Below are 19,518 nucleotides of genomic sequence, written 5' to 3' on the forward strand. Positions count from 1 at the left end.
CCCCTTCGCCCGGGTTGCATGCCCCTCACCGGGAAGTGTTATGCCGGCTGGCTCATCGCCCCTACCCTCCGCTCATTTTCCGTGATTAGATAGAGGGCAATGCAAACCGCGACCGAAAAGCTCAAGCTCAGCGAAATCTCACCGCGCATCATGCAGTCTGAAATCCGCGCCATGACCGTCGAGTGTGACCGCGTCGGCGGAGTCAACCTGGCCCAGGGCGTCTGTGACACCGAGCTGCCGCCGCAGGTCCAAGAGGCGGCGATCCGCGCCATCCGCGACGGCTTCAACATCTACACCCGCCTCGATGGCATCGCGCCCCTGCGGAATGCAATCGCCCGCAAGTTTGCCCACTACAACAGGATCGATGCGGACCCCGATGCGGAACTGCTCGTCACCTCCGGCGCTACCGGTGCGCTGCACGCAACCGTGATGGCGCTGCTCAATCCCGGCGATGAGGTTCTGCTTTTCGAGCCGCTCTACGGCTACCACGTCAACACTCTGCTCAGCATGCGGGTGAGGCCGGTTGCCGTGCCGCTCGCCATGCACACCTGGGAGATCGACTTCGACCGTCTTGAAGCAGCCGTCACGCCCAACACCCGCGCCATGGTCCTCAATACCCCCATCAACCCCTGCGGCAAGGTCTTCACCCGGGCTGAGATGGAGCGGCTGGCCGCCTTCGCTACCAGGCATGATCTCTTCGTCATTACCGATGAGATTTATGAATACTTCCTCTTTGACGGCGCGAAGCATGTCAGCATGGGCTCGCTGCCCGGCATGGCCGAGCGCACGATCACTATCTCCGGCTTGTCCAAGACCTTCAGCATCACCGGCTGGCGCATCGGCTACCTGCGCGCCGACCGCCGCTGGCTTGGGTCCATCGCTTACTTTCACGATCTGACCTTTGTCTGCAGCCCGTCGCCCTTTCAGTACGGCGCAGCTGCAGGCCTCGTCGAGCTCGACGACACTTTCTACGCCGGCCTCTCCACCGAATATGAAAAGAAGCGTGACCTGCTCTGCGGCGCGCTTCGCGATGCGGGGCTGACCCCTCTGGTCCCTACCGGCGCGTATTACGTGCTCGCCGATGTCAGCTCCATTCCCGGCGCGACTGCCAAGGAGAAGGCACGCACCCTCCTGGCGAAGACCGGCATAGCCGCCGTCGCGGGAACTGCCTTCTTCACCGGCGGCCGGGGTGAAGATCTGCTGCGCTTCTGCTTTGCTAAGAAGCAGCCCGATCTGGAGCGCGCCTGTGCCGCATTGCGTAGCCTGTAGAGCGCCTGCGAGGTTTTGATTTGAAACGGAACCGGATTGTTATCGCGGTGATGGTCTGCGCGCTTGCGCTGTTCATGTGGTCGAGCTGGCAGATCGTCAAACAGAGGAGCGTCAGGCCGCCCGCTCACGTCCCCGTCCTCACCGATTCCGATGCTGCACCTGCCGACGGCTTGCCGGCTCTTCGCGGCCGGATGAGCCCGGCGTTTACCCTGCGTGATCTCAACGGCAGAAAGACGTCGCTTTCGGACTATCGCGGCAAAGCCGTTCTCATTAACTTCTGGGCCACCTGGTGCGCACCCTGCGGCGTGGAGCTGCCCTGGTTTGTGCAGCTTCGCAAGCAATACGCAGCGCAGGGATTCGAGATCCTCGGCATCGACGAAGACGAGCCCGAGGACAGAAAAAATGTCCCCGCCTTCAGCCAGAAGGTAGGGCTCAATTATCCCGTGCTTTACAGCGACGACGCTGTGGACAAGGCCTACAACTGCTGCGACTACTACCCCATGTCGATTTACGTAGGCCGCGACGGCAGAGTGGTAGAGGAAACAGGCGGCCTGGGCACGCGGGAGGAGATCGAGGCCAACATCCGGAAGGCCCTTGCCACGCCTGCTTCTGCCCCCAGTTGACCCCGGTTGGCCTCGAGCGCTGCATCAGCAAAATAATCATGGAAAGCATGGCCTCGCGTATACTAGCTAGCTGTCAGGAGGTGCGCACTCCATGCGAACCCTCGATGTTGCCAACCCGCTTGAATCGCTCGAAGAATGGGATGATTTTGTTGCCAGCCGCTATCGCGAAGGCAAGTCTCAGGAAGAGTTTCGCGTCTACGATGCCCAGGCCAATCCCGGTGTCGCAGAGTTTTACCGGCTCAACCACGCCAACCAGACACTCGACTTTGTCCTCGCCAAGGAGCGCGAATATCTTGGCCTGACCCGCGGTAAAAAATCGATCTGGGAAGCGGCAGAGTTCCTGAATACGCTGGTCGATGACAGCGACCCCGACACCGACCTCACACAGATCGAGCACCTGCTGCAGACCTCTGAGGCAATCCGCAACGACGGGCACCCGCGCTGGATGGTTGCAGTCGGTTTTGTCCACGACCTGGGCAAAGTTCTCTGCCTCTACGGCGAGCCTCAGTGGGCCGTTGTCGGAGATACCTTCCCGGTCGGCTGCGCCTACTCCGATCAGATTGTTTTCCCCGAGTACTTCGCCGCCAATCCGGACAGCAAGGTTCCTGAGTATCAGACTCTTTACGGCATTTACGAGCCTAACTGCGGCCTTGATAAGGTGCATATGAGCTGGGGCCATGACGAATATATCTACAACGTCATGAAGCCTTACCTGCCCGAGCCGGCGCTGGCCATGCTGCGCTATCACTCGTTCTATCCTGCTCACAAGCATGGTGCGTATAAGCACCTGATGACGCCGCACGATGAGGCCATGTTCGAGTGGGTCCGCAAATTCAACCCCTATGATCTTTACTCCAAGGGAGCTGCGAAACCGGACCTGAAGGCCATCAAACCCTATTATGACGATCTGTTTGCGGAGTTCTTTCCGCAGGAGATTGCCTGGTAGCGTGCCGTTGCGACCATCTGCCGCATGTGCTAGGTTCAACCGTGAGGGAGTCGTTTGCAAGCCAGTCGCGTCCACGAGTTGTCTCCGGAAGAGCAAGCCATTTATCGCCGGCTCGATCCCTCCCGGTTGCCGCAGCATGTCGCCATCATCATGGATGGCAACGGCCGCTGGGCAGGGAAGCGTAGTCTCAAGCGCTTTCTGGGGCATCAGCAGGGCGCGGAATCAGTGCAGTTTGTAGTTGAGACCGCTTCGCGCATCAACCTGCCGTGGCTCACGCTCTACGCCTTTTCCCTCGAAAACAACCTGCGCCGCCCCAAGACGGAAGTCAATTTCCTCATGCGGCTGCTGGGCGCCTATCTCTCGAACAACGTGAAGCGGATGAACGACAACAACGTTCGCATCCGCTACATCGGGCGCACCGACGAGCTGCCCCACGAGGTAAGAGAGCGCATGGAGTGGGCCGCCGAACAGACGCAGCAGAATACCGGCACCACCCTCACCCTTGCCCTCAACTACGGAGCCCGCTCCGAGCTGGTTGACGCCTTCCGCGGCCTCTGTCAGGAGGTGCAGCGCAAGGAGTTGGCGCTTGAACATATCACCGAGCAGGACATTCAGCGGCATCTCTACACCGCTCACATGCCCGATCCCGATCTGCTGATTCGCACCTCCGGCGAGATGCGCATCTCCAATTTCCTGCTCTGGCAGATCGCCTACACTGAGATCTTTGTCACCGATCGCCTGTGGCCAGACTTCCGCGGCGTCCACATGCTTGAAGCCATTGAAAACTACCAGAGCCGCAACCGCCGCTACGGCGGTCTCAGCGACGATCTGCAGTCTCTACCCGGAAATGAGCTCGTAGGGCGATAACTATTATCCTTTGATAATAGTTATCCAGAACGCGCAAAAACCGGTCGAAAATCGCCCTTTTTGACCCCGTTTTAGCCCTTATTTTCAATCTGGCGAATCGCCCACCGTGCCGCATCCGCGAGCACTTCTTCTGTGCCGGAAGCCCATTCCTGCAAGGTCGGCAGGTACTCCGGAAGCCCGCTGTTTCCCATCGCAATCGCAACATTCCGCCGCAATCCTTCATAACGCGCGCGCTTTATCGGTGATCCGAAGAAAAGTTTGCCGAAATCATCGCGGTCGAGCGAAGCAAGCCACTCCAGCGCAGGGTTCACCAGTGCAGTGCGGGGCCGCAACTGCAAGTCCTTCGCAACAGGAGCTTTACGGTTCCAGGGGCATACATCCTGGCAGATATCGCACCCGAAAACCTGGCGGCCCATTCCGCCCCGCAACTGTTCGTCGATGGCCCCGCGCTTCTCGATGGTCAGGTAGGAGATGCAGCGGCTGGCATCCATCTGCCGCGGCGCAATCAGGGCATTCGTAGGGCAGGCATCGATGCAGCGGGTGCAGCTTCCACAGCGGTCCGCGGCGGGCAGGGTTGCAGCATCTTCTGGAACCGGCAGTGACGTCAGAATGACGCCCAGAAAGAACCACGAGCCCAGCTCCTGGTTGAGCGTGCAGGTGTTTTTGCCCGTCCAGCCGATCCCCGCCAGCCGGGCAGCTTCGCGCTCTACGAGCGGCCCGGTGTCAACGTAGCACTTCGATTCGAAGCTTCCAAGTTTTTGAAAAAGCGATACTTCGAGTTTCCTGAGACGAGTCAGTAAGACCTTGTGATAGTCCGAAGGCCGCCCATCTTCCTGTCCGGACCAGGCATAGCGGGCAATCCATCCAGCGCCCGCTGGCGCAGGATCGACCGAGCGCGGCGCGAGGGAATTGTAATTGGCAGCGCAGACAATCACTGACCGCGCCCATGGCGCTGCGATCCGCAGAGAGGAACGAATCAGCTGCCCCTCTTCATTCGTCCGCTTCAGATACTCCATTTCGCCGGCGCGTCCGGCATCAACCCATTCCCGGTAGCGAGCTCGGTGTTCCCTGTCGGTTTTAGACCCTGAGACGGGAACCGGTGCTATTCCGGCGTCGGCAAATCCTGCTTCCAGCGCAAGCGCTTTGACCTGATTCTGAAGCCGAAGGGCAGACACAGCCTGGAAACCTCTTTCTGCCTCCACTATTGCACAGTCCTCAATGCTAAAATCTCTTTGCAAGGGTGAAGCGGAGAGGTGGCAGAGCCCGGTTGAATGCAGCTGACTCGAAATCAGCCATAGTCGCAAGGCTATCGGGGGTTCGAATCCCTCCCTCTCCGCCATAAGCTTTTCCATCCATTCAGGCCTTGAATCTCCCACATAGATAAGCGACTTAGCGGAACGGAAGCCCGCAGCAAAGCCGCGTGCGACCAGCTTTGTTGAGCGGAGGCGAGGACGCGAGCATTCCTGGTCGCGTCCTCACCCTGACTCGATCACTTTGCGGCTGCCTTTTGCTGATCGATCAGCTGCCGATAGAGCGCGATGGTCTGGTTCGCTATCGCGGTCCAGCTGAACGTCTGCTCCACGCGGAGGCGACCCGCTGCGCCGAATTGCCTGCACTTTTGCGGATCGCCCAGCAGCGCGGTGACCTTGGCCGCCAGATCGCGGGCGAACCTGTCTGGATCGGAAGGGAAGCTGGTGACCGGGTCCTGCTCGAAGGGCACCAGGTAGCCGGTTTCCCCATCGACGACGACTTCCTTGATGCCGCCGGTTGCGCTGGCGACGACCGGCGCCCCGCAGGCCATCGCTTCAAGATTGATGATGCCGAAGGGCTCGTAAACAGATGGGCAGCAGAAGACGCGCGCATTGCTGTAGAGCTGGATGGCCTCAGGCTTCGAAATCATCTTCTCGATCCAGATGATGCGGGGGTTGTGCTGACGCGCCGCGTCTACTTTCTGGCGGAGTTCAGCGGCAATCTCAGGGGTATCGGGCGCGCCGGCGCAGAGGACGACTTGTGTCTCGGGCGGCATGTAGCGGATGGCGTCGACCAGGTGGGTGACGCCCTTCTGCCGCGTAATGCGGCCGACGAAGAGCACATACGGCACCGCAGGATCGACGCCGTAGGTTGCAAGAGCGGTCTGGTCAGAGGTCTTCTGATACTCGGCGAGATCGATGCCGTTGTAGATGACGTGAATTCGCGCGGGGTCGACAGGGTAAGCGCGGAGAATATCTTCCTTCGTACCGTTCGACACAGCAATGACCGCGTCGGCGTCGAGGATCGCGGTGCGCTCCATCCAGGAGCTCATCGCGTAGCCGGTGCCCAGCTGTTCGGCCTTCCAGGCACGAAGCGGCTCAAGGCTATGAGTGGTAAGCACGAAGGGGATGTTGTAGAGCTTCTTGGCAAGAAAGCCGGCCATCGAGACATACCAGGTGTGGGTGTGGGCGATATCGATGCCGGAGAGCGCCTTGACCTGCGTCAGGTTGAGGCTGAAGGCCTCAAGCGCTCCCTTGAATTTGCCTTCCGTGCCTTCGGTGATCTCAGCCCAGGGCTGCTCGCCGCGGACATGCAGGCTGCTTTCATCCGAGTGCTGTTCGCCCCAGCAATAGATGTCGACCTCGATCTTCTTTGCGAGTTCGCGGCTGAGGTAATCGACGTGAACTCCTGCGCCGCCATAGACATGAGGGGGGTATTCGCGGGTGAAGATGCCTGCACGCACTGGGTTTCCTCCGTGGATCATTCTAGTACGGCTGCCGCCTCGCCCCTGTTTTCAGAGGCAGGGCGATCACTGTTGTGGCTTATGCTGGAAGTATGAAATTTGCAATCGTCATTATGGCTGCGGGCAAGGGCACGCGGTTGAAGTCGAAGCGGGCCAAAGTGCTGCATGAGATCGGCGGCAAGGCGCTGTTGCGGCACGTGATCGATGCGGCTGCGCAGATCGTGGAGCCGAAGGACATCTTTGTTGTTGTCGGCCATCAGGCAGGCCAGGTGAAGAGCGCTGTCGAGGCGACAGGAGTGCGGTTCGTCGAGCAGGCTGAGCAGCGCGGCACCGGCCACGCTATTCAGTGTGCCCAGAGCGCCGTGGCCGGATATGACAACCTGCTGGTGCTCTCAGGCGATGTGCCGCTGCTGAAGACAGAGACGATTGCCCAGGTACGCGACTTTCACCTGGAGCAGCAGGCGGCGATGACGATCCTGACGGCTGAGCCGGCTGACCCTACGGGCTACGGGCGCGTGTTGCGCAAGAGCGCCGGATCAGCTGAGGTCGAGGCGATTGTCGAGCAGAAGTCGCTGACTCCTGAGCAGGCACGGGTGCGCGAGATCAACACCGGAATTTATGCCTTTGCGGCGGAGCCGCTTTTTGCGCGAATCAGCGCCCTTGAGACGAACAACGCGCATGGCGAGTACTACCTGACAGACATGGCAAAGCTGCTGTCAGCCGACGGCGCGCGCGTCGTCGCGGTTAAGACCGGCAACGCGGTTGAGACGCTGGGCGCGAATACCATCGCCGAGATGATGCAGCTCGACGCGGCGATGCGGATGGAGACGGCACAGCGCCTCATGGCTTCAGGAGTAACTATCTTTCGCCCGGAGACGGTGACAATCGATTCCCAGGTCAAGGTCGGCGCGGATACGGTGATCGAGCCCTTTGTCCAGTTGCTGGGTGACACGGTGATCGGAGAGGACTGCCGCATCCGGTCCTATTCCGTGCTGGAGAACGCGACGCTGGCAGATAAAGTTCTGGTGCGTCAGGGGTGCGTAATTCTCGAGGCGCGGGTGGAGAGCGGTGCACTGCTTGGCCCTTATTCCCACCTGCGGCCGGGGAGCGAAATTGGCCAGGAGGCGCACGTCGGCAACTTCGTCGAGACGAAGAAAGTAAAGCTGGGGAAGGGCTCAAAGGCAAACCACCTGAGCTACCTGGGCGACGCGGAGATTGGCAGCGGAGTAAATATCGGAGCCGGTGTCATCACGTGCAACTACGATGGGGTGAATAAGCACCGGACACTCATTGGCGATAGGGTGTTTGTCGGAAGCGATTCGACCCTCGTGGCCCCCCTGGTGATCGGGAACGGAGCCTATGTCGCCGCCGGATCAGCTATCACGGAAGATGTGCCGGAGGATGCGCTGGCGCTAGGCCGGGCGCGGCAGGTCACGAAGCCGGACTGGGCAACAACCCGCAAGCCGAAAAAAGACTAAGGTCGCCTCTTTTGTGCCGGGCAAAGTCTTAGGCGGCGCGACGGCGGTTGGCAGCGCTGGCCAGCGCGTTGCGCAGCCGGATACGGGCAGAGATCATGATCCTGCCCACCGCCTTGACATCTTCTCCGAGCAGCTTTGAAATTGCATCCGGAGCATAGCCTTCCACATCATGAAGTAGGAAGACCAGTCGCTCACAGGGTGGCAAATCCTGCAGGGCTTCTTCAAGGTCGGTACGGCGGACACCCTGGCCGGAGAGATTGGCCTCCGGGGTGGCCTGCGCCGAGTCTTCATGCGCGTTCAGCGGAAAATGCTTGCGCAGGCGGTTCATCAGAGAGGCGTCGATTAGCTCGGCATTCGGCTCGCTGGCAGCTGAAAATGCATCGGTAAAGGTTTCAGTCAGAATCGATTCGGCTTGCATTTCGTGCGCCGTCATATAGAAGGCGAGGGAAAAGACGCGATGGCGATGACTATCGTAGATGTCCCGCTGAATTTCCTGCTGCGTGCGTTCCTGGCCCTGGGTGGCGACGATGCGCACGGTCTTCTCCTGAGAGAATTGCTTTTCGAAATCGAACACTCAATCACCTTACTTTCAGGTATACCAAAGTTTGATTGGAAAGCGCGAACCGCATCTATAAGTTAGATTTAACGAATATTACCTTAAGTATCAGGAAGCTGGCACAGGGAAGTGTCAGGAATTTTATGAATTTTTCCTTTGGGTGTTTGATTTCCTCAACTAACCCGGAAGGACTATTTAGTTTTGCCTTGCAGTCCGATAGAGTGTCTCATTGAAAGATTTCTAACCTTGCTTGGCTGCACGCTATGGCAGCGTACACTTGAAACGGTCTCGGAGAACAATGGGTTCTGAACGAATATTGGTAGTCGATGACGAGCCCTATGTTCGCACAGTCATCGCAGCGATGCTCGAGAGGAGTGACTACGAGCCTGTGATGGCTGCGAGTGGTCAGGAAGCGCTTGAACGCGTGAGTAAAGAGGCACCCTTTGACCTGATTCTGTCCGACATCATGATGCAGGGCCTGGACGGGATAGCGCTGCTGGAACAGGTGCGAAAGCTGCAGACGGATGTTCCTGTCGTGGTGGTGACGGCCGTTCATGATATCGGCGTGGCGGTTTCGGCCATGCGCAGGGGAGCGTATGACTACCTGCTGAAGCCCTTTGAGCGGGAACAGTTGCTGGGGGTTGTTAGACGCGCCCTGGACTACCGCAAGCTGGTGCAGCAGAACGCCATGTATCGCCAGAAACTGGAGGAGTTAGTCACGGCCCGTACTGAGATGTTGCGCCAGGCCATGGCTGACCTCGAACAATCGTACGATATTACCCTTGAAGCGCTGGGCGATGCGCTGGACCTGAAAGATGCGGAAACAGAAGGGCACTCCAAGCGCGTGACCGCCTATACGATGGCGTTGGCGCAGGAGATGGACCTGACGCCTGCGCAGATAAGCGTCATTTCGAGGGGCGCATTCCTCCACGACATAGGAAAGATGGCCATCCCCGATGCCATTCTACTGAAGCCGGGGCGGTTGACAGCAGAGGAGCAGATGATCATGCGCAAGCACTGCGAGCGCGGTTATGAGATGCTCCGGAAAATCCCCTATCTGCAGGAGCCTGCGGAGATCGTCTTCAGCCACCAGGAGCACTATGATGGAAGCGGCTACCCACGTGGACTGCGCGGGGAGGAGATTCCGCTCGGGGCAAGAATCTTCGCCGTTGCAGATACGCTGGACGCGATCACTTCCGATCGGCCCTATCGCCGCGCGCAGAGCTTTGAGCAGGCGCGTAAGGAGATTGCCCGCTGTGCCGGGACGCAGTTTGATCCATATGTTGTGGAAGTTTACCTGTCGATGGGTACCAGGATCTGGGAAGAGTTGCGGCGGGAAATCAGCCGTCAATCAAGGTTTTCACCGTTTTCATTTGCCCTTGAGAGATAGAGGTTGTTGCCATGCCATTGCTTAGCCCCACCCATGTTGCAGAAAAGCTGAAGTCGATCCCAGGCTGGGAACTGAGTGGCCAGGAGATTGTCCGTCAGTTCACCTTTGACGATTTCGAGCAGGCGATGGCTTTCGTCAACCGAGTAGCCCGCAAGGCGGAGGCTGCCGGCCATCATCCGGATATTGATATCCGCTACAACAAAGTGCGCCTAGGGCTGGTTTCTCACGATGCCGGCGGTCTGACGGAGCGCGACATCGAGCTTGCTGCGGCGTGCAACGCGCTGCTCGGCTAGTCTTCGTCGGTGGCTTCCATCGCCGGGGGCGGCTTGATCTCGGCCCTCAGATCGCTCAGAAGACGGCGATTCCAGAGAACTACCGCAATTCCTCCCAGAAGAGCAGAGCCCCCCATCAGCAGGCCAGTGCGCCACGGAACCACAGTTTTCCCCGGCTTTACCGGTTTTTCATGCTGTTCGGTCTCCGGATCAGGGCTCATGCAGAGAGCTTAGCGCACCTCATGGAATTATTTGAAATAGTTCTTGAATCGAAATAGAAATTCGGCTAAGCTACAAGAAATTGGAAGAGAGCTACACCAAACAATATATTTTTTAAGTTTTGGGCGACTTTTCTTCTAGACTCTGCGTCTATATATGCAGAACAGGTTTGGTAAGAGTTGCAGTCGAGCCTGGCTCCTGACTCTTTACCCGCAAGTTGCGTCACTGGCCTCCCGGCATGAACAAAGTACCGTTCATGCCGCCTTTTTTTTGCGCCGGACTCCTTTCCCCTCTTTAGAAGTTCTGTTGCCGGATGAATTTCTATGCTATTTTTCCCCAATGCTTAAGAAAAGACTTGTCTGTGCGTGCTTTGCGCTTGCGGGCCTGGTGTGTCTGCCGCCGGTTTTCGGCCAGGATGCCACCCGGCAGCTTCTGGAGCAGCTGTCGAACGCGCCCGGACCTCCGGGAGCGGAAGAGGCGGTGCGCGCCATCATGGTGGCAAAGATGAAGCCGCTCTCCTCCTCGCTGAGCTATGACGGGATGGGTTCGGTGATCGCGCAGATGGGCTCCGCTGGCCCGCGCGTGATGGTGGACGCCCACATGGACGAGCTGGGCGGCATGGTGCGCCGGCTGACGCCGAATGGTTTTCTGACCATGCAGATGCTGGGCGGCTGGCTCGATCAGGCGCTTGTTGATCAGCGCTGGATCATTCTCGGCTCCAAGGGTCCGGTGCATGCCGTGACCGGGATACGCGATATTCATGTGCTCCCGGCGGAGGATCGAGGCAAGGTCTTTCCGCGCAATATGCTCTACCTCGACGTGGGAGCCAGAAATGCCGAAGAGGCTGCCGCCATGGGGCTTGAGCCGGGCGACCCGGTCGTGCCTGACAGCCAGTTCCTGGTGATGAACGGTACGGACAACTATCTTGGCAAGGCATGGGACGACCGCGTTGGTTGCGCCGTGCTGGTCGAGGCGATGCAGCGCATGGCGAAGCAGAACCATCCGAACCAGCTGTTCTTCGCAGCCACCACCCAGGAGGAAGTCGGGCTGCGGGGTGCGCGGACTGCGGCTGAGGTCATCAAGCCGGAGATTGCCATTGCCATCGAGGGCGGCATTGCGGGCGACACCTATGCACATCATCCGGAGGAGACGCAGGCAAAGCTCGGCGCCGGGCCCGGATTATTTCTCTTCGATTCGAGCGCGATGGCGAACCGGAAATTCGTCGCGCTCGTCAAAAGGACAGCGTCGGAGAAGGGAATTCCGCTGCAACTCGACCTGGTCCAGGGCTATGGAGACGACTCGGCAGAGATTCAGGAGAGCAATGGTGGAGTGCCGACTATTAACCTGGTGGCGCCGCTGCGTTACACTCATGCGCATAACGGAATTCTGAACCGGAAGGACTTCGACCAGCTCGTTGACCTGGTTGTCGATCTGCTGACGGAGCTGGATGCAAAGACGGTAACGCAGATCAGGGATTTTGCGCCGGCGCAGTAGCGCTGGTTTAAGCTGATGGACAGGAGAGTTCTCGATGAAGCGTGTGCTGATGGGTATGGTGCTGGGCCTGGTTACGGTAGCGGGATATGCGCAGTGGTCTGACCCGGGCGAAGAGATCCCGGCCTATCATGTGAATCCTCCCGCCAGGGGCGAGAAGCTGCCGCCCGTGATGTCCGGCAGCCAGCTTACCGGCGAGTATTTCCGCTACCCCTGGCAGAAGAAGGTCTACGAGGAAGCGGCCCAGGTTCAGCCGATGCTCTACCAGATGCCCTGCTACTGCCACTGTGACCGCGCGCTTGGCCACACGAGCCTGCACAGCTGTTTTGAGGGCACCCATGGAGCCATCTGCTCCACCTGCGCAAAGGAAGGCGCCTATGTTTACAAGATGACGAAAGCGGGCAAGACTGCGAAGCAGATTCGCGCGGGCATCGAGCGAAAAGATTTCGAGTCGATCGATCTGGACCAGATCGGATCGTAGCTTTCGGGGTGTATTGGTTGACTATGTGAACGTAAAATATGGCGAGCCCTTGAGCACTGACGCTTGAGGGCTTTTGCTTTTTAGCGTGGGCGGATGCTCCCTCCTACGGAATGGAGTTCGGTGGTAAACGGCAGGATTGCACCGTTAGTTATTTGTGATGGTCTTCCTGGGGAACAGTCTCCGGTTCTCCAGCTTTTTTACTGCTCAGCAATGCTAGCATGTGCCCATGCCCCGCAAGAAATCCGTGAAAAGTAGCGACAAGGAAGCCAAGCCGGATGCCCCCCGCGAACTGGTAATCCTGACCGGCCTCTCGGGTTCAGGAAAAGCTTCCGCGTTGAAGGCGTTTGAAGATCTGGGCTTTTACGCCGTCGATAATATGCCCATCGAACTTGTCCCCCGCTTTGCCAAGCTGATCGGCGAATCCGGCGCCACGCGACGGGCAGCGCTGGTAGTGGACATTCGTGAGGGTGAGAAGCTGGAACGCTTTCCTGCGATTCTGAAACAGGTAAGGCAGGACCTGCCGACCACGGTGGTGTACCTGGAAGCGTCGAAGGCGGCGCTGCTGAGGCGGTTTTCAGAGACCCGGCGTCCGCACCCGCTCGGGCGGGAAGAGATGGTCGAGCGGGCGATCCAGTCAGAACGCAAGAAGCTGGATCCGATCCGCAATGTGGCGGACGTGATCGTGGACACGTCGAACTTCAACGTCCATGAGCTTCGCGCCTATATTCAGAGTAAGTTTACCGGCGGCAGCACGAGCGGCAGCCTGCTGATATCGGCGCTCAGCTTTGGCTATAAAAACGGCGTCCCGCTTGAGGCCGACCTGGTCTTCGATGTGCGTTTTCTGCCGAATCCGCACTTTGTGCCGGAGTTTCGTCCGCTGACGGGCAAGCACCCCAAGGTGGTTTCCTACATCAAGCAGTTTGCGCAGACAGGCGAATTTCTGGACAAGGTTACAGACCTGCTGCTCTTTCTGCTGCCCCACTATATTCATGAGGGAAAGAGCTATCTGACGGTGGCGTTCGGATGCACCGGTGGACAGCATCGGTCGGTCATGATTGCCGAAGAGATCAAAAAGCGGCTGGCAAAGCAGTCGTACAGAGTGAAGACAGCGCATCGCGACATGCCGCGCTAGGCAGTTCAAAGTCGGAAGTGCAACTATGCCGTGGGTAAAATAGGCAGATGGTGGTTCGATGAAACGGATTTTGCGCCTGCTCTACTACATGCGGCGATATTGGCTGCAGGCGGTTTCGTCGGTAGTGCTGATGGCGCTGGTTGGCCTCTTCGATGCGTTTCGCATTCTTCTGGTCAGGCCGATCTTTGACCGGGTGCTCAGCCCCGGTAGTGCATCAGAGAAAATTACTTTTTACCAGATTCCTCATACTCATTACAGGTTTACCCTGCAGCAGTTCACGCCGCCCCATATGCACGGCGACTGGACGATCGTTGCTTTCGCGCTGGTCGCATCCACGCTGCTCAAGAGCATCTGCGACTATGCCGGTACGTATCTTGTGAACTATGCCGGTTTCGGCATGATCACTGATCTCCGGGACGATCTCTATGAGGCGATCCTGCGCCGGTCGGTGAAGTTTTTCCAGAAGCACGCAACCGGCACGCTGCTTTCGGCGCTGATCAATGACATCGAAAAGGTGCAGTATGCGATGTCTTCGGTGCTCTCCGATTTTCTGCAGCAGTTCTTCACGCTGATCTTTACGCTCGCGGTGGTGATTGCTCTCGGAGGCAAGCTGGCATGGTTTCTGCTGATCTTTGTGCCGGTGGTCGCGGGGTCGATCCGCAAGATTGGCCGCGGTGTCCGGCAGACGACGCGACGTGGGCAGGACAAGCTCGCGGAGATTCAGAACATCCTGCACGAGACGATCACCGGCAACCGGATCGTCAAGGCCTTCAACATGGAGTTCTGGGAGCTGGTGCGCTTCAGAAAAGCCGCCAACCGGCTCTTCCGGGCGAACCTGCGATCCGTGCGGGCGCAGGCTCTCAGCTCGCCGCTGATGGACCTGATCGGAGCCGTCGCGATTGCGCTGCTGCTGCTGGTGGGCCGCGGACAGATCAAGGCAGGAACGATGACGGAGGGTGCATTCTTCACCTTTATCGTCGCCCTCTTCAAGCTCTATGATCCGGTTCGAAAGTTCGCTCTCTACTACAACAACTTCCAGCAGGCGCTGGGCGCGTCCTCCGCGATTTTTGAATTCATGGATGACGAAGATGAGGTGGTTGAAAAGCCCCGCGCCTTCATCTTGAAAGGCTTCAGCGACTCGATTGAGCTGCAGCAGGTCGGCTTCTCCTATAGCGATGACGAGGGCGAGAAGGAAGTGCTGCACGGCATTGACCTGACGATCCGGCGCGGCGAGGTTGTAGCGCTTGTCGGGCCGAGCGGGGCGGGCAAGTCGACGCTGGTGAACCTGATTCCGCGCTTCTCCGATCCCACCAGCGGACGCATCCTGATCGACGGTCACGACCTGCGCGATGTGACCCTTAAGTCTCTGCGCGAGCAGATCGGTAAGGTCACCCAGGAGACGATTCTCTTCAACGATACGGTGCGGAACAATATAGCCTACGGCCAGCCCGATATTCCACTGAGCCGGGTGCAGGCGGCGGCAAAGGCTGCGCTGGCCCACGACTTCATCCTGAATATGCCGGATGGCTACAACACCCCCATCGGCGAGAAGGGCTTTCGCCTGTCGGGCGGCGAGCGGCAGCGGCTGGCGATTGCGCGGGCGATCCTCAAAAACGCGCCGGTGCTGATTCTCGACGAGGCGACCTCGGCGCTCGATTCTGAGAGTGAATCGCTGGTGCAGGCCGCGCTCGCAAACCTGATGGTCGGCAGGACGGTGGTAGTGATCGCGCACCGGCTCTCGACCGTTCGCCGCGCCGACCGCATTGCAGTGGTGGAGTCAGGGCGTATCACTGCGATCGGGTCCCATGACGAACTGCTGCGCTGCTCCCCGACCTATCAGAGGCTTTATCAGCTGCAGTTTCAGAGCGTGGCAGAACTGGATGCTGTGTAGGGAGAGTTTCGAAAACCTGCTGGAGGAAGTAAACGTTAGGTGATGACGAAGAAGCCGATTTATTCGATGACAGGATTTGCGCGGATCGCACGCGGGCTTGCGGGGCAGGCGGGATTCACCCTGACCTTGAAGAGCGTCAATCACCGTTTTCTCGACCTGCATCTCCGGCTGCCATCAGGAACAGACGCGCTGGAGATGAGGCTGCGGCGCGCATTGAAAGAGAAGATCGCACGGGGGCATATTGAGCTGACCCTGACGCTCGAACGCGCGGCCCGGACGGGTGGCGGCTATGATGCGGTTCTGCTGGCAGGCTATGTGGCGGCCTTTCGCGAGGCCGCCCAGGAGCATGTACTCAGCGGCGAGCCCGACCTGAATGCTTTGTTGCGGCTGCCGGGAGTGTTCAATGGTGTAGAGCGCATGCGGGACGAGGAACTCGCCGGCTTGGATGACGCTGTCATGGGGGAGCTCGACACGTTGATCGCGGCCATGAACACCATGCGTGCGCAGGAGGGAGCCGCGCTCGTAGCGGTGCTCGAAGCGGAACTGGCGAGGCTGGCCTCATCCGTCGAAGAGGTCGCCGCGCTTCGCGGAGACGTCCAGCGGGCTTATTTCGAGCGCGTCGCGGAGCGGATCGCGGTGATGACGGGCGGCGGCTTCGACCGCGAGCGAGTGCTGCAGGAAGCGGCAATGATCGCCGAACGCAGCGATATTGAAGAGGAAACAGCCCGGCTCAGGGCTCATATCGAGCATTTTCGGACATTGCTGGCGGCAGGCGGCGAGGTGGGAAAGAAGCTGGATTTTCTGCTGCAGGAGATGAATCGAGAGGCAAATACGCTGCTGTCAAAGACCGGCGGCGTAGCCGGGAACGGTCCGAAAGTAACGGAACTTGGGCTGGGGATGAAATCGGCTATCGAAAAAATGCGTGAACAGGTGCAGAATCTGGAGTAAAGACCAGCAAAAGCCAGCGCGTCAGGCAGGGACAGGGCTCAGAAAGAACGGCCAGTTAAGGCCAGGAGTGAATAGCCAAGAATGGCAGGGATACTTTTTATCATTTCGGCCCCATCGGGGTCGGGCAAATCGACGCTGGTGAGCCAGTTGAGGTCGCTGGTCGATGGGCTGGAGTTTTCTGTTTCAACGACCACGCGCAAGCCCCGCGGCTCTGAGCAGGAGGGGCGCGAGTACCACTTTACGAGCCGCGAAGAGTTCGAGCGGCAGGTGGAGGCGGATGAGTTCCTGGAGCATGCGGAGGTCTTCGGCAACTACTACGGGACAGCGCGCCGCGCCCTGACCGAAGCCGAGCGTAACGGCAAGGACCTGCTGCTCGACATTGATGTGCAGGGGGCCGGGCAGGTGCGCGGGAAGATGCCTGAGGCGGTGAGTATCTTCGTGATGCCGCCGACGCCGGAGGTGCTGGAGACGCGGCTGCGCAACCGCAGCCGGGCAGAGGGCTCAGTCGATGAAGCAGTGATCCAGCGGCGGCTGGACAAGGCAAAACATGAGATTGAGAACTACCGCGATTACAGCTATATTCTCGTCAACGACGTTCTGGACCACGCAGTGGAGCAGTTGGCTGCCATCGTCGCAGCAGAGCGGCAGCGCCATCACCCGGGAGTGACCACTCCCGACAGTGAGCGGCTGACGAAACTGGCGGAGGAGTGCCGGCAGACAAAGGCGGCAGGTCGCCTTGATCCTGTACTGCGGGCGTTTGGCCTGGAGCCTGCGAACGTGTAAGAGGAAACTCAACTTCTACCGGAGGAAACGAAGATGAATGTTGATGAAAAGGCCAGTCTCGAAAAAGACTTTGACAGCAATTTTCGCTACGTTCTGGTCGCGGCAAGGCGGGCACGGCAGCTGCAGAATGGCTCCGAACCGCTGACGGCTTCTCGCTCCCGCAAGGCCTGCAAAATTGCCCAGGACGAGATTGCGGCCGGCAAGATTCCTTATGTGAAGCGCGAGGTTCCGGTGATGAAGCCTGAGGTGGAAGGCGCGGATATCCCGCGCTTTGCACTGTAACTGACAGGAAAGCCGGGTGCGTTCGGCAGCCGCTCCCTGGTCTGCCTGATGTCGGGATGCCGTTTGTGAAGAAGGGGTAAAATCACTCCTATGAAAGTAACGGTCGGCGTCTCCGGCGGAATCGCGGCGTATAAGGCAGCAGAGGTAGTTCGGGCGCTTCAGCGACAGGCGCTTGACGTTCACGTTGTGATGACGGAGGCTGCACGGCAGTTTGTGCAGCCCTTAACGTTTGCTGCGCTAACCGGGCACAAGGTGATTACCGGCCTGTGGGACGAGTCGCAGACTGGCGACGCATCCCTCGCCTCTTCCATCGAACATATCGAAGAGGCGCAGACATCATCGGCGCTGGTCGTCGTGCCGGCCACCGCGAATGTGCTGGCGAAGTTTGCCCACGGTTTCGCGGACGACTTCCTGACTACGATGTACCTGGCGACCACCGCTCCGGTGATTGTGGCTCCTGCCATGAACGTGAATATGTGGCAGCACGCCGCGACCCAGGCAAATGTTGAGACTCTGGCGCAGCGCGGCGTCCGCATCGTGCCGCCGGAGAGCGGCGCGCTGGCGTGCGGCATGGTGGGCGACGGCAGGCTTGCCTCCCCTGAAACGATTGCACAGGCAGTCCTCGAATCCCTCAACTATCGCAATGATCTGGCCGGTGAGACAGTGCTGGTGACGGCAGGCGGCACCCGCGAGCCCCTCGATCCGGTGCGGTTTCTGGGCAATCGTTCGAGCGGCAAGATGGGCTATGCGCTGGCGGATGCGGCAGCACGTCGCGGCGCCCGCGTGATCCTGGTATCGGCTCCGACGGCGTTGCGCGCGCCAGCTGGCTGCGAGCTTGTCCCAGTCGTCACCACGGCGGAGATGCGCTCCGCGGTGCTGGCCCGGCTGAGTGAAACAACCATGGTGATCAAGGCTGCGGCGGTCGCCGACTATCGCCCGCATGCAGAGGCAGAGCAGAAGCTCAAGCGATCCGGCCCGTTGACGCTGGAACTGGAGCCGACCAACGATATTCTGGCCGAGGTGGTCGAGTTGCGGCGGCCGGGGATGTTGATTGTGGGTTTCGCCGCGGAGACGGAGAATGTCATCGTCCACGGGCGCGACAAGCTGCTGCGCAAGGGCGCCGATGCGATTGTGCTCAATGATGTATCACGTGAGGGAATCGGCTTCGATTCCGACCGCAATGCCGTGACCTTCCTGACCCGGGACAAGGCGATCGACCTGCCGGAGATGCCGAAGCGGCAGCTCGCCGACCGGATTCTCGAAGAAATGCTGGCGCTGCGCAGGCCCACCCGGGTCATGGCGGAGACAGGCAGCTGAGCCCGGCTTTCATTGATACTCTTGATTCATGAGTGACGCGGCGTACTATCAGCAGCTTGCGGCGCGGATTGCCTATTGCCGCGACCTCGGGATCTTCGATTTTTACCGTCGCGGTGAGCCGGCTGCCGCAGTTGAAGTCGCGCCTCCGGTAGCTGAACCCATTACTCTTGCTGCGATTCAGGAGCAAGTAGAGATTCAGGAGCAAGCCATTCCACCCAGAAAAACCCTTCCAGCCCAGCCCGCCGTGGGTGGGGTCGTTGCCCCGGCGAAGCGTCCCGCCGCGCTGGTCGCTATTCGTGAAGAGATTGGCGATTGCACCCGCTGCGCGCTGTCGCAGGGCAGAAATAAGATTGTCTTCGGTGATGGCGACCCAAATGCCCGCCTGATGTTTGTAGGCGAAGGCCCGGGCGCGGATGAAGATGCGCAGGGGCTGCCTTTTGTGGGCCGCGCCGGGCAGCTGCTGAACAACATGATCTCCGCCATGGGGCTCAAGCGCGAACAGGTCTACATCGCGAATATCGTGAAATGCAGACCCCCGCAGAATCGTGTTCCCGAGCCGGAAGAGGCGCACACCTGCTCGCAGTTCCTCTTTCAGCAGATCGACGTGGTGCGGCCAGAGGTGCTCGTAGCTCTGGGCTCCACAGCGGCGACCTACCTGATGGGCGCGAAGAGCCCCCTGACAGCGCTGCGCGGCCGCGTGCATGAGCTGCGCGGGTCGAAGCTGATTGTGACGTACCATCCGGCCTTCCTGCTGCGCGATCCTCGGCAGAAGAAGGAAGCATGGAAGGACCTGCAGATCGCGATGGCCGAGCTGGGACTGAAGTAAACCTCCTTGCAGGAAAAAGCAGCCATAGGCGGTG

Annotated in this window: 20 protein-coding genes and 1 tRNA gene; 17 read left to right on the plus strand and 4 right to left on the minus strand. The window is 59.5% G+C overall.

Translation table 11 applies throughout. The features are described 5' to 3' along the window. Window positions 1-99: 99 nt before the first annotated feature. From C7378_RS03185 to C7378_RS03200, 4 genes are all read left to right on the plus strand, one after another. Window positions 100-1,269, plus strand: a complete 1,170-nt coding sequence (locus tag C7378_RS03185; protein ID WP_131991576.1) for a pyridoxal phosphate-dependent aminotransferase — start codon at window positions 100-102, stop codon at window positions 1,267-1,269. Between the two features lie 20 nt (window positions 1,270-1,289). Beyond that, the gene (locus C7378_RS03190) at window positions 1,290-1,892 is read left to right on the plus strand and encodes a TlpA family protein disulfide reductase (RefSeq protein ID WP_131991578.1); all 603 of its coding nucleotides are present in this window, start codon (window positions 1,290-1,292) and stop codon (window positions 1,890-1,892) included. 91 nt (window positions 1,893-1,983) lie between these two features. Beyond that, the gene (locus C7378_RS03195; protein WP_131991580.1) at window positions 1,984-2,838 is read left to right on the plus strand and encodes an inositol oxygenase family protein; all 855 of its coding nucleotides are present in this window, start codon (window positions 1,984-1,986) and stop codon (window positions 2,836-2,838) included. Between the two features lie 54 nt (window positions 2,839-2,892). After that, complete coding sequence (locus C7378_RS03200) at window positions 2,893-3,705, plus strand: isoprenyl transferase (RefSeq protein ID WP_131991582.1); 813 nt, start codon at window positions 2,893-2,895, stop codon at window positions 3,703-3,705. 71 nt (window positions 3,706-3,776) lie between these two features. On the opposite strand, the gene queG is transcribed toward C7378_RS03200, so the two are convergent. Beyond that, on the minus strand, window positions 3,777-4,880 hold the full coding sequence (gene queG / locus C7378_RS03205) for a tRNA epoxyqueuosine(34) reductase QueG (RefSeq protein WP_131991584.1): 1,104 nt from the start codon (window positions 4,878-4,880) through the stop codon (window positions 3,777-3,779). A 72-nt stretch (window positions 4,881-4,952) separates the two neighbouring features. Between queG and C7378_RS03210 the strand changes: the two genes are divergently transcribed. Beyond that, a tRNA-Ser gene (locus C7378_RS03210) sits at window positions 4,953-5,044 on the plus strand. A 150-nt stretch (window positions 5,045-5,194) separates the two neighbouring features. Here C7378_RS03210 and glgA read toward each other — a convergent pair. Beyond that, window positions 5,195-6,418, minus strand: a complete 1,224-nt coding sequence (gene glgA / locus C7378_RS03215; RefSeq protein ID WP_131991586.1) for a glycogen synthase — start codon at window positions 6,416-6,418, stop codon at window positions 5,195-5,197. 92 nt (window positions 6,419-6,510) lie between these two features. On the opposite strand from glgA, the gene glmU reads away from it, so the two are divergent. Then, a complete protein-coding gene (gene glmU / locus C7378_RS03220) occupies window positions 6,511-7,896 on the plus strand; it encodes a bifunctional UDP-N-acetylglucosamine diphosphorylase/glucosamine-1-phosphate N-acetyltransferase GlmU (protein ID WP_131991588.1) in 1,386 nt (461 codons plus the stop codon). Between the two features lie 28 nt (window positions 7,897-7,924). Here the strand turns inward: glmU and C7378_RS03225 are convergent, their stop codons facing one another. Next, a complete protein-coding gene (locus C7378_RS03225) occupies window positions 7,925-8,470 on the minus strand; it encodes an RNA polymerase sigma factor (protein WP_131991591.1) in 546 nt (181 codons plus the stop codon). Between the two features lie 280 nt (window positions 8,471-8,750). Between C7378_RS03225 and C7378_RS03230 the strand changes: the two genes are divergently transcribed. After that, entirely contained in the window at window positions 8,751-9,842 is a 1,092-nt protein-coding gene (locus C7378_RS03230; protein WP_131991594.1) for an HD domain-containing phosphohydrolase, read from the plus strand. Between the two features lie 11 nt (window positions 9,843-9,853). Beyond that, entirely contained in the window at window positions 9,854-10,135 is a 282-nt protein-coding gene (locus C7378_RS03235; RefSeq protein WP_131991597.1) for a 4a-hydroxytetrahydrobiopterin dehydratase, read from the plus strand. Here C7378_RS03235 and C7378_RS03240 read toward each other — a convergent pair. Beyond that, the gene (locus C7378_RS03240; RefSeq protein WP_131991600.1) at window positions 10,132-10,335 is read right to left on the minus strand and encodes a hypothetical protein; all 204 of its coding nucleotides are present in this window, start codon (window positions 10,333-10,335) and stop codon (window positions 10,132-10,134) included. The two genes, C7378_RS03235 and C7378_RS03240, sit on opposite strands and share 4 nt — an antisense overlap. Window positions 10,336-10,672: 337 nt before the next feature. On the opposite strand from C7378_RS03240, the gene C7378_RS03245 reads away from it, so the two are divergent. From C7378_RS03245 to C7378_RS03285, 9 genes are all read left to right on the plus strand, one after another. Continuing rightward, window positions 10,673-11,827: a M42 family metallopeptidase gene (locus C7378_RS03245; protein WP_131991603.1), complete on the plus strand. Its 1,155-nt coding sequence runs from the start codon at window positions 10,673-10,675 to the stop codon at window positions 11,825-11,827. A gap of 34 nt (window positions 11,828-11,861) precedes the next feature. Continuing rightward, window positions 11,862-12,305 (plus strand): CYCXC family (seleno)protein, encoded by a 444-nt coding sequence (locus C7378_RS03250; protein ID WP_131991606.1) that lies wholly within the window; start codon window positions 11,862-11,864, stop codon window positions 12,303-12,305. Window positions 12,306-12,549: 244 nt separating this feature from the next. Beyond that, complete coding sequence (gene rapZ / locus C7378_RS03255) at window positions 12,550-13,437, plus strand: RNase adapter RapZ (RefSeq protein ID WP_424221100.1); 888 nt, start codon at window positions 12,550-12,552, stop codon at window positions 13,435-13,437. A 58-nt stretch (window positions 13,438-13,495) separates the two neighbouring features. Continuing rightward, complete coding sequence (locus tag C7378_RS03260; RefSeq protein ID WP_131991612.1) at window positions 13,496-15,328, plus strand: ABC transporter ATP-binding protein; 1,833 nt, start codon at window positions 13,496-13,498, stop codon at window positions 15,326-15,328. Between the two features lie 42 nt (window positions 15,329-15,370). Beyond that, window positions 15,371-16,276, plus strand: coding sequence for a YicC/YloC family endoribonuclease (locus tag C7378_RS03265; protein WP_131991615.1), 906 nt, complete (start codon window positions 15,371-15,373; stop codon window positions 16,274-16,276). 81 nt (window positions 16,277-16,357) lie between these two features. After that, window positions 16,358-17,059 carry a guanylate kinase gene (gmk, locus tag C7378_RS03270; protein WP_131991618.1) on the plus strand — a complete coding sequence of 234 codons (702 nt, stop codon included), beginning with the start codon at window positions 16,358-16,360 and terminating at the stop codon, window positions 17,057-17,059. 33 nt (window positions 17,060-17,092) lie between these two features. After that, a complete protein-coding gene (gene rpoZ / locus C7378_RS03275; RefSeq protein WP_131991621.1) occupies window positions 17,093-17,341 on the plus strand; it encodes a DNA-directed RNA polymerase subunit omega in 249 nt (82 codons plus the stop codon). 90 nt (window positions 17,342-17,431) lie between these two features. Continuing rightward, complete coding sequence (gene coaBC, locus C7378_RS03280; RefSeq protein WP_131991624.1) at window positions 17,432-18,658, plus strand: bifunctional phosphopantothenoylcysteine decarboxylase/phosphopantothenate--cysteine ligase CoaBC; 1,227 nt, start codon at window positions 17,432-17,434, stop codon at window positions 18,656-18,658. Between the two features lie 28 nt (window positions 18,659-18,686). Further along, complete coding sequence (locus C7378_RS03285) at window positions 18,687-19,484, plus strand: uracil-DNA glycosylase (protein ID WP_131991627.1); 798 nt, start codon at window positions 18,687-18,689, stop codon at window positions 19,482-19,484. Window positions 19,485-19,518 lie beyond the last annotated feature (34 nt).

Source organism: Acidipila rosea, from assembly GCF_004339725.1.
Taxonomy (GTDB): Bacteria; Acidobacteriota; Terriglobia; order Terriglobales; family Acidobacteriaceae; genus Acidipila; species Acidipila rosea.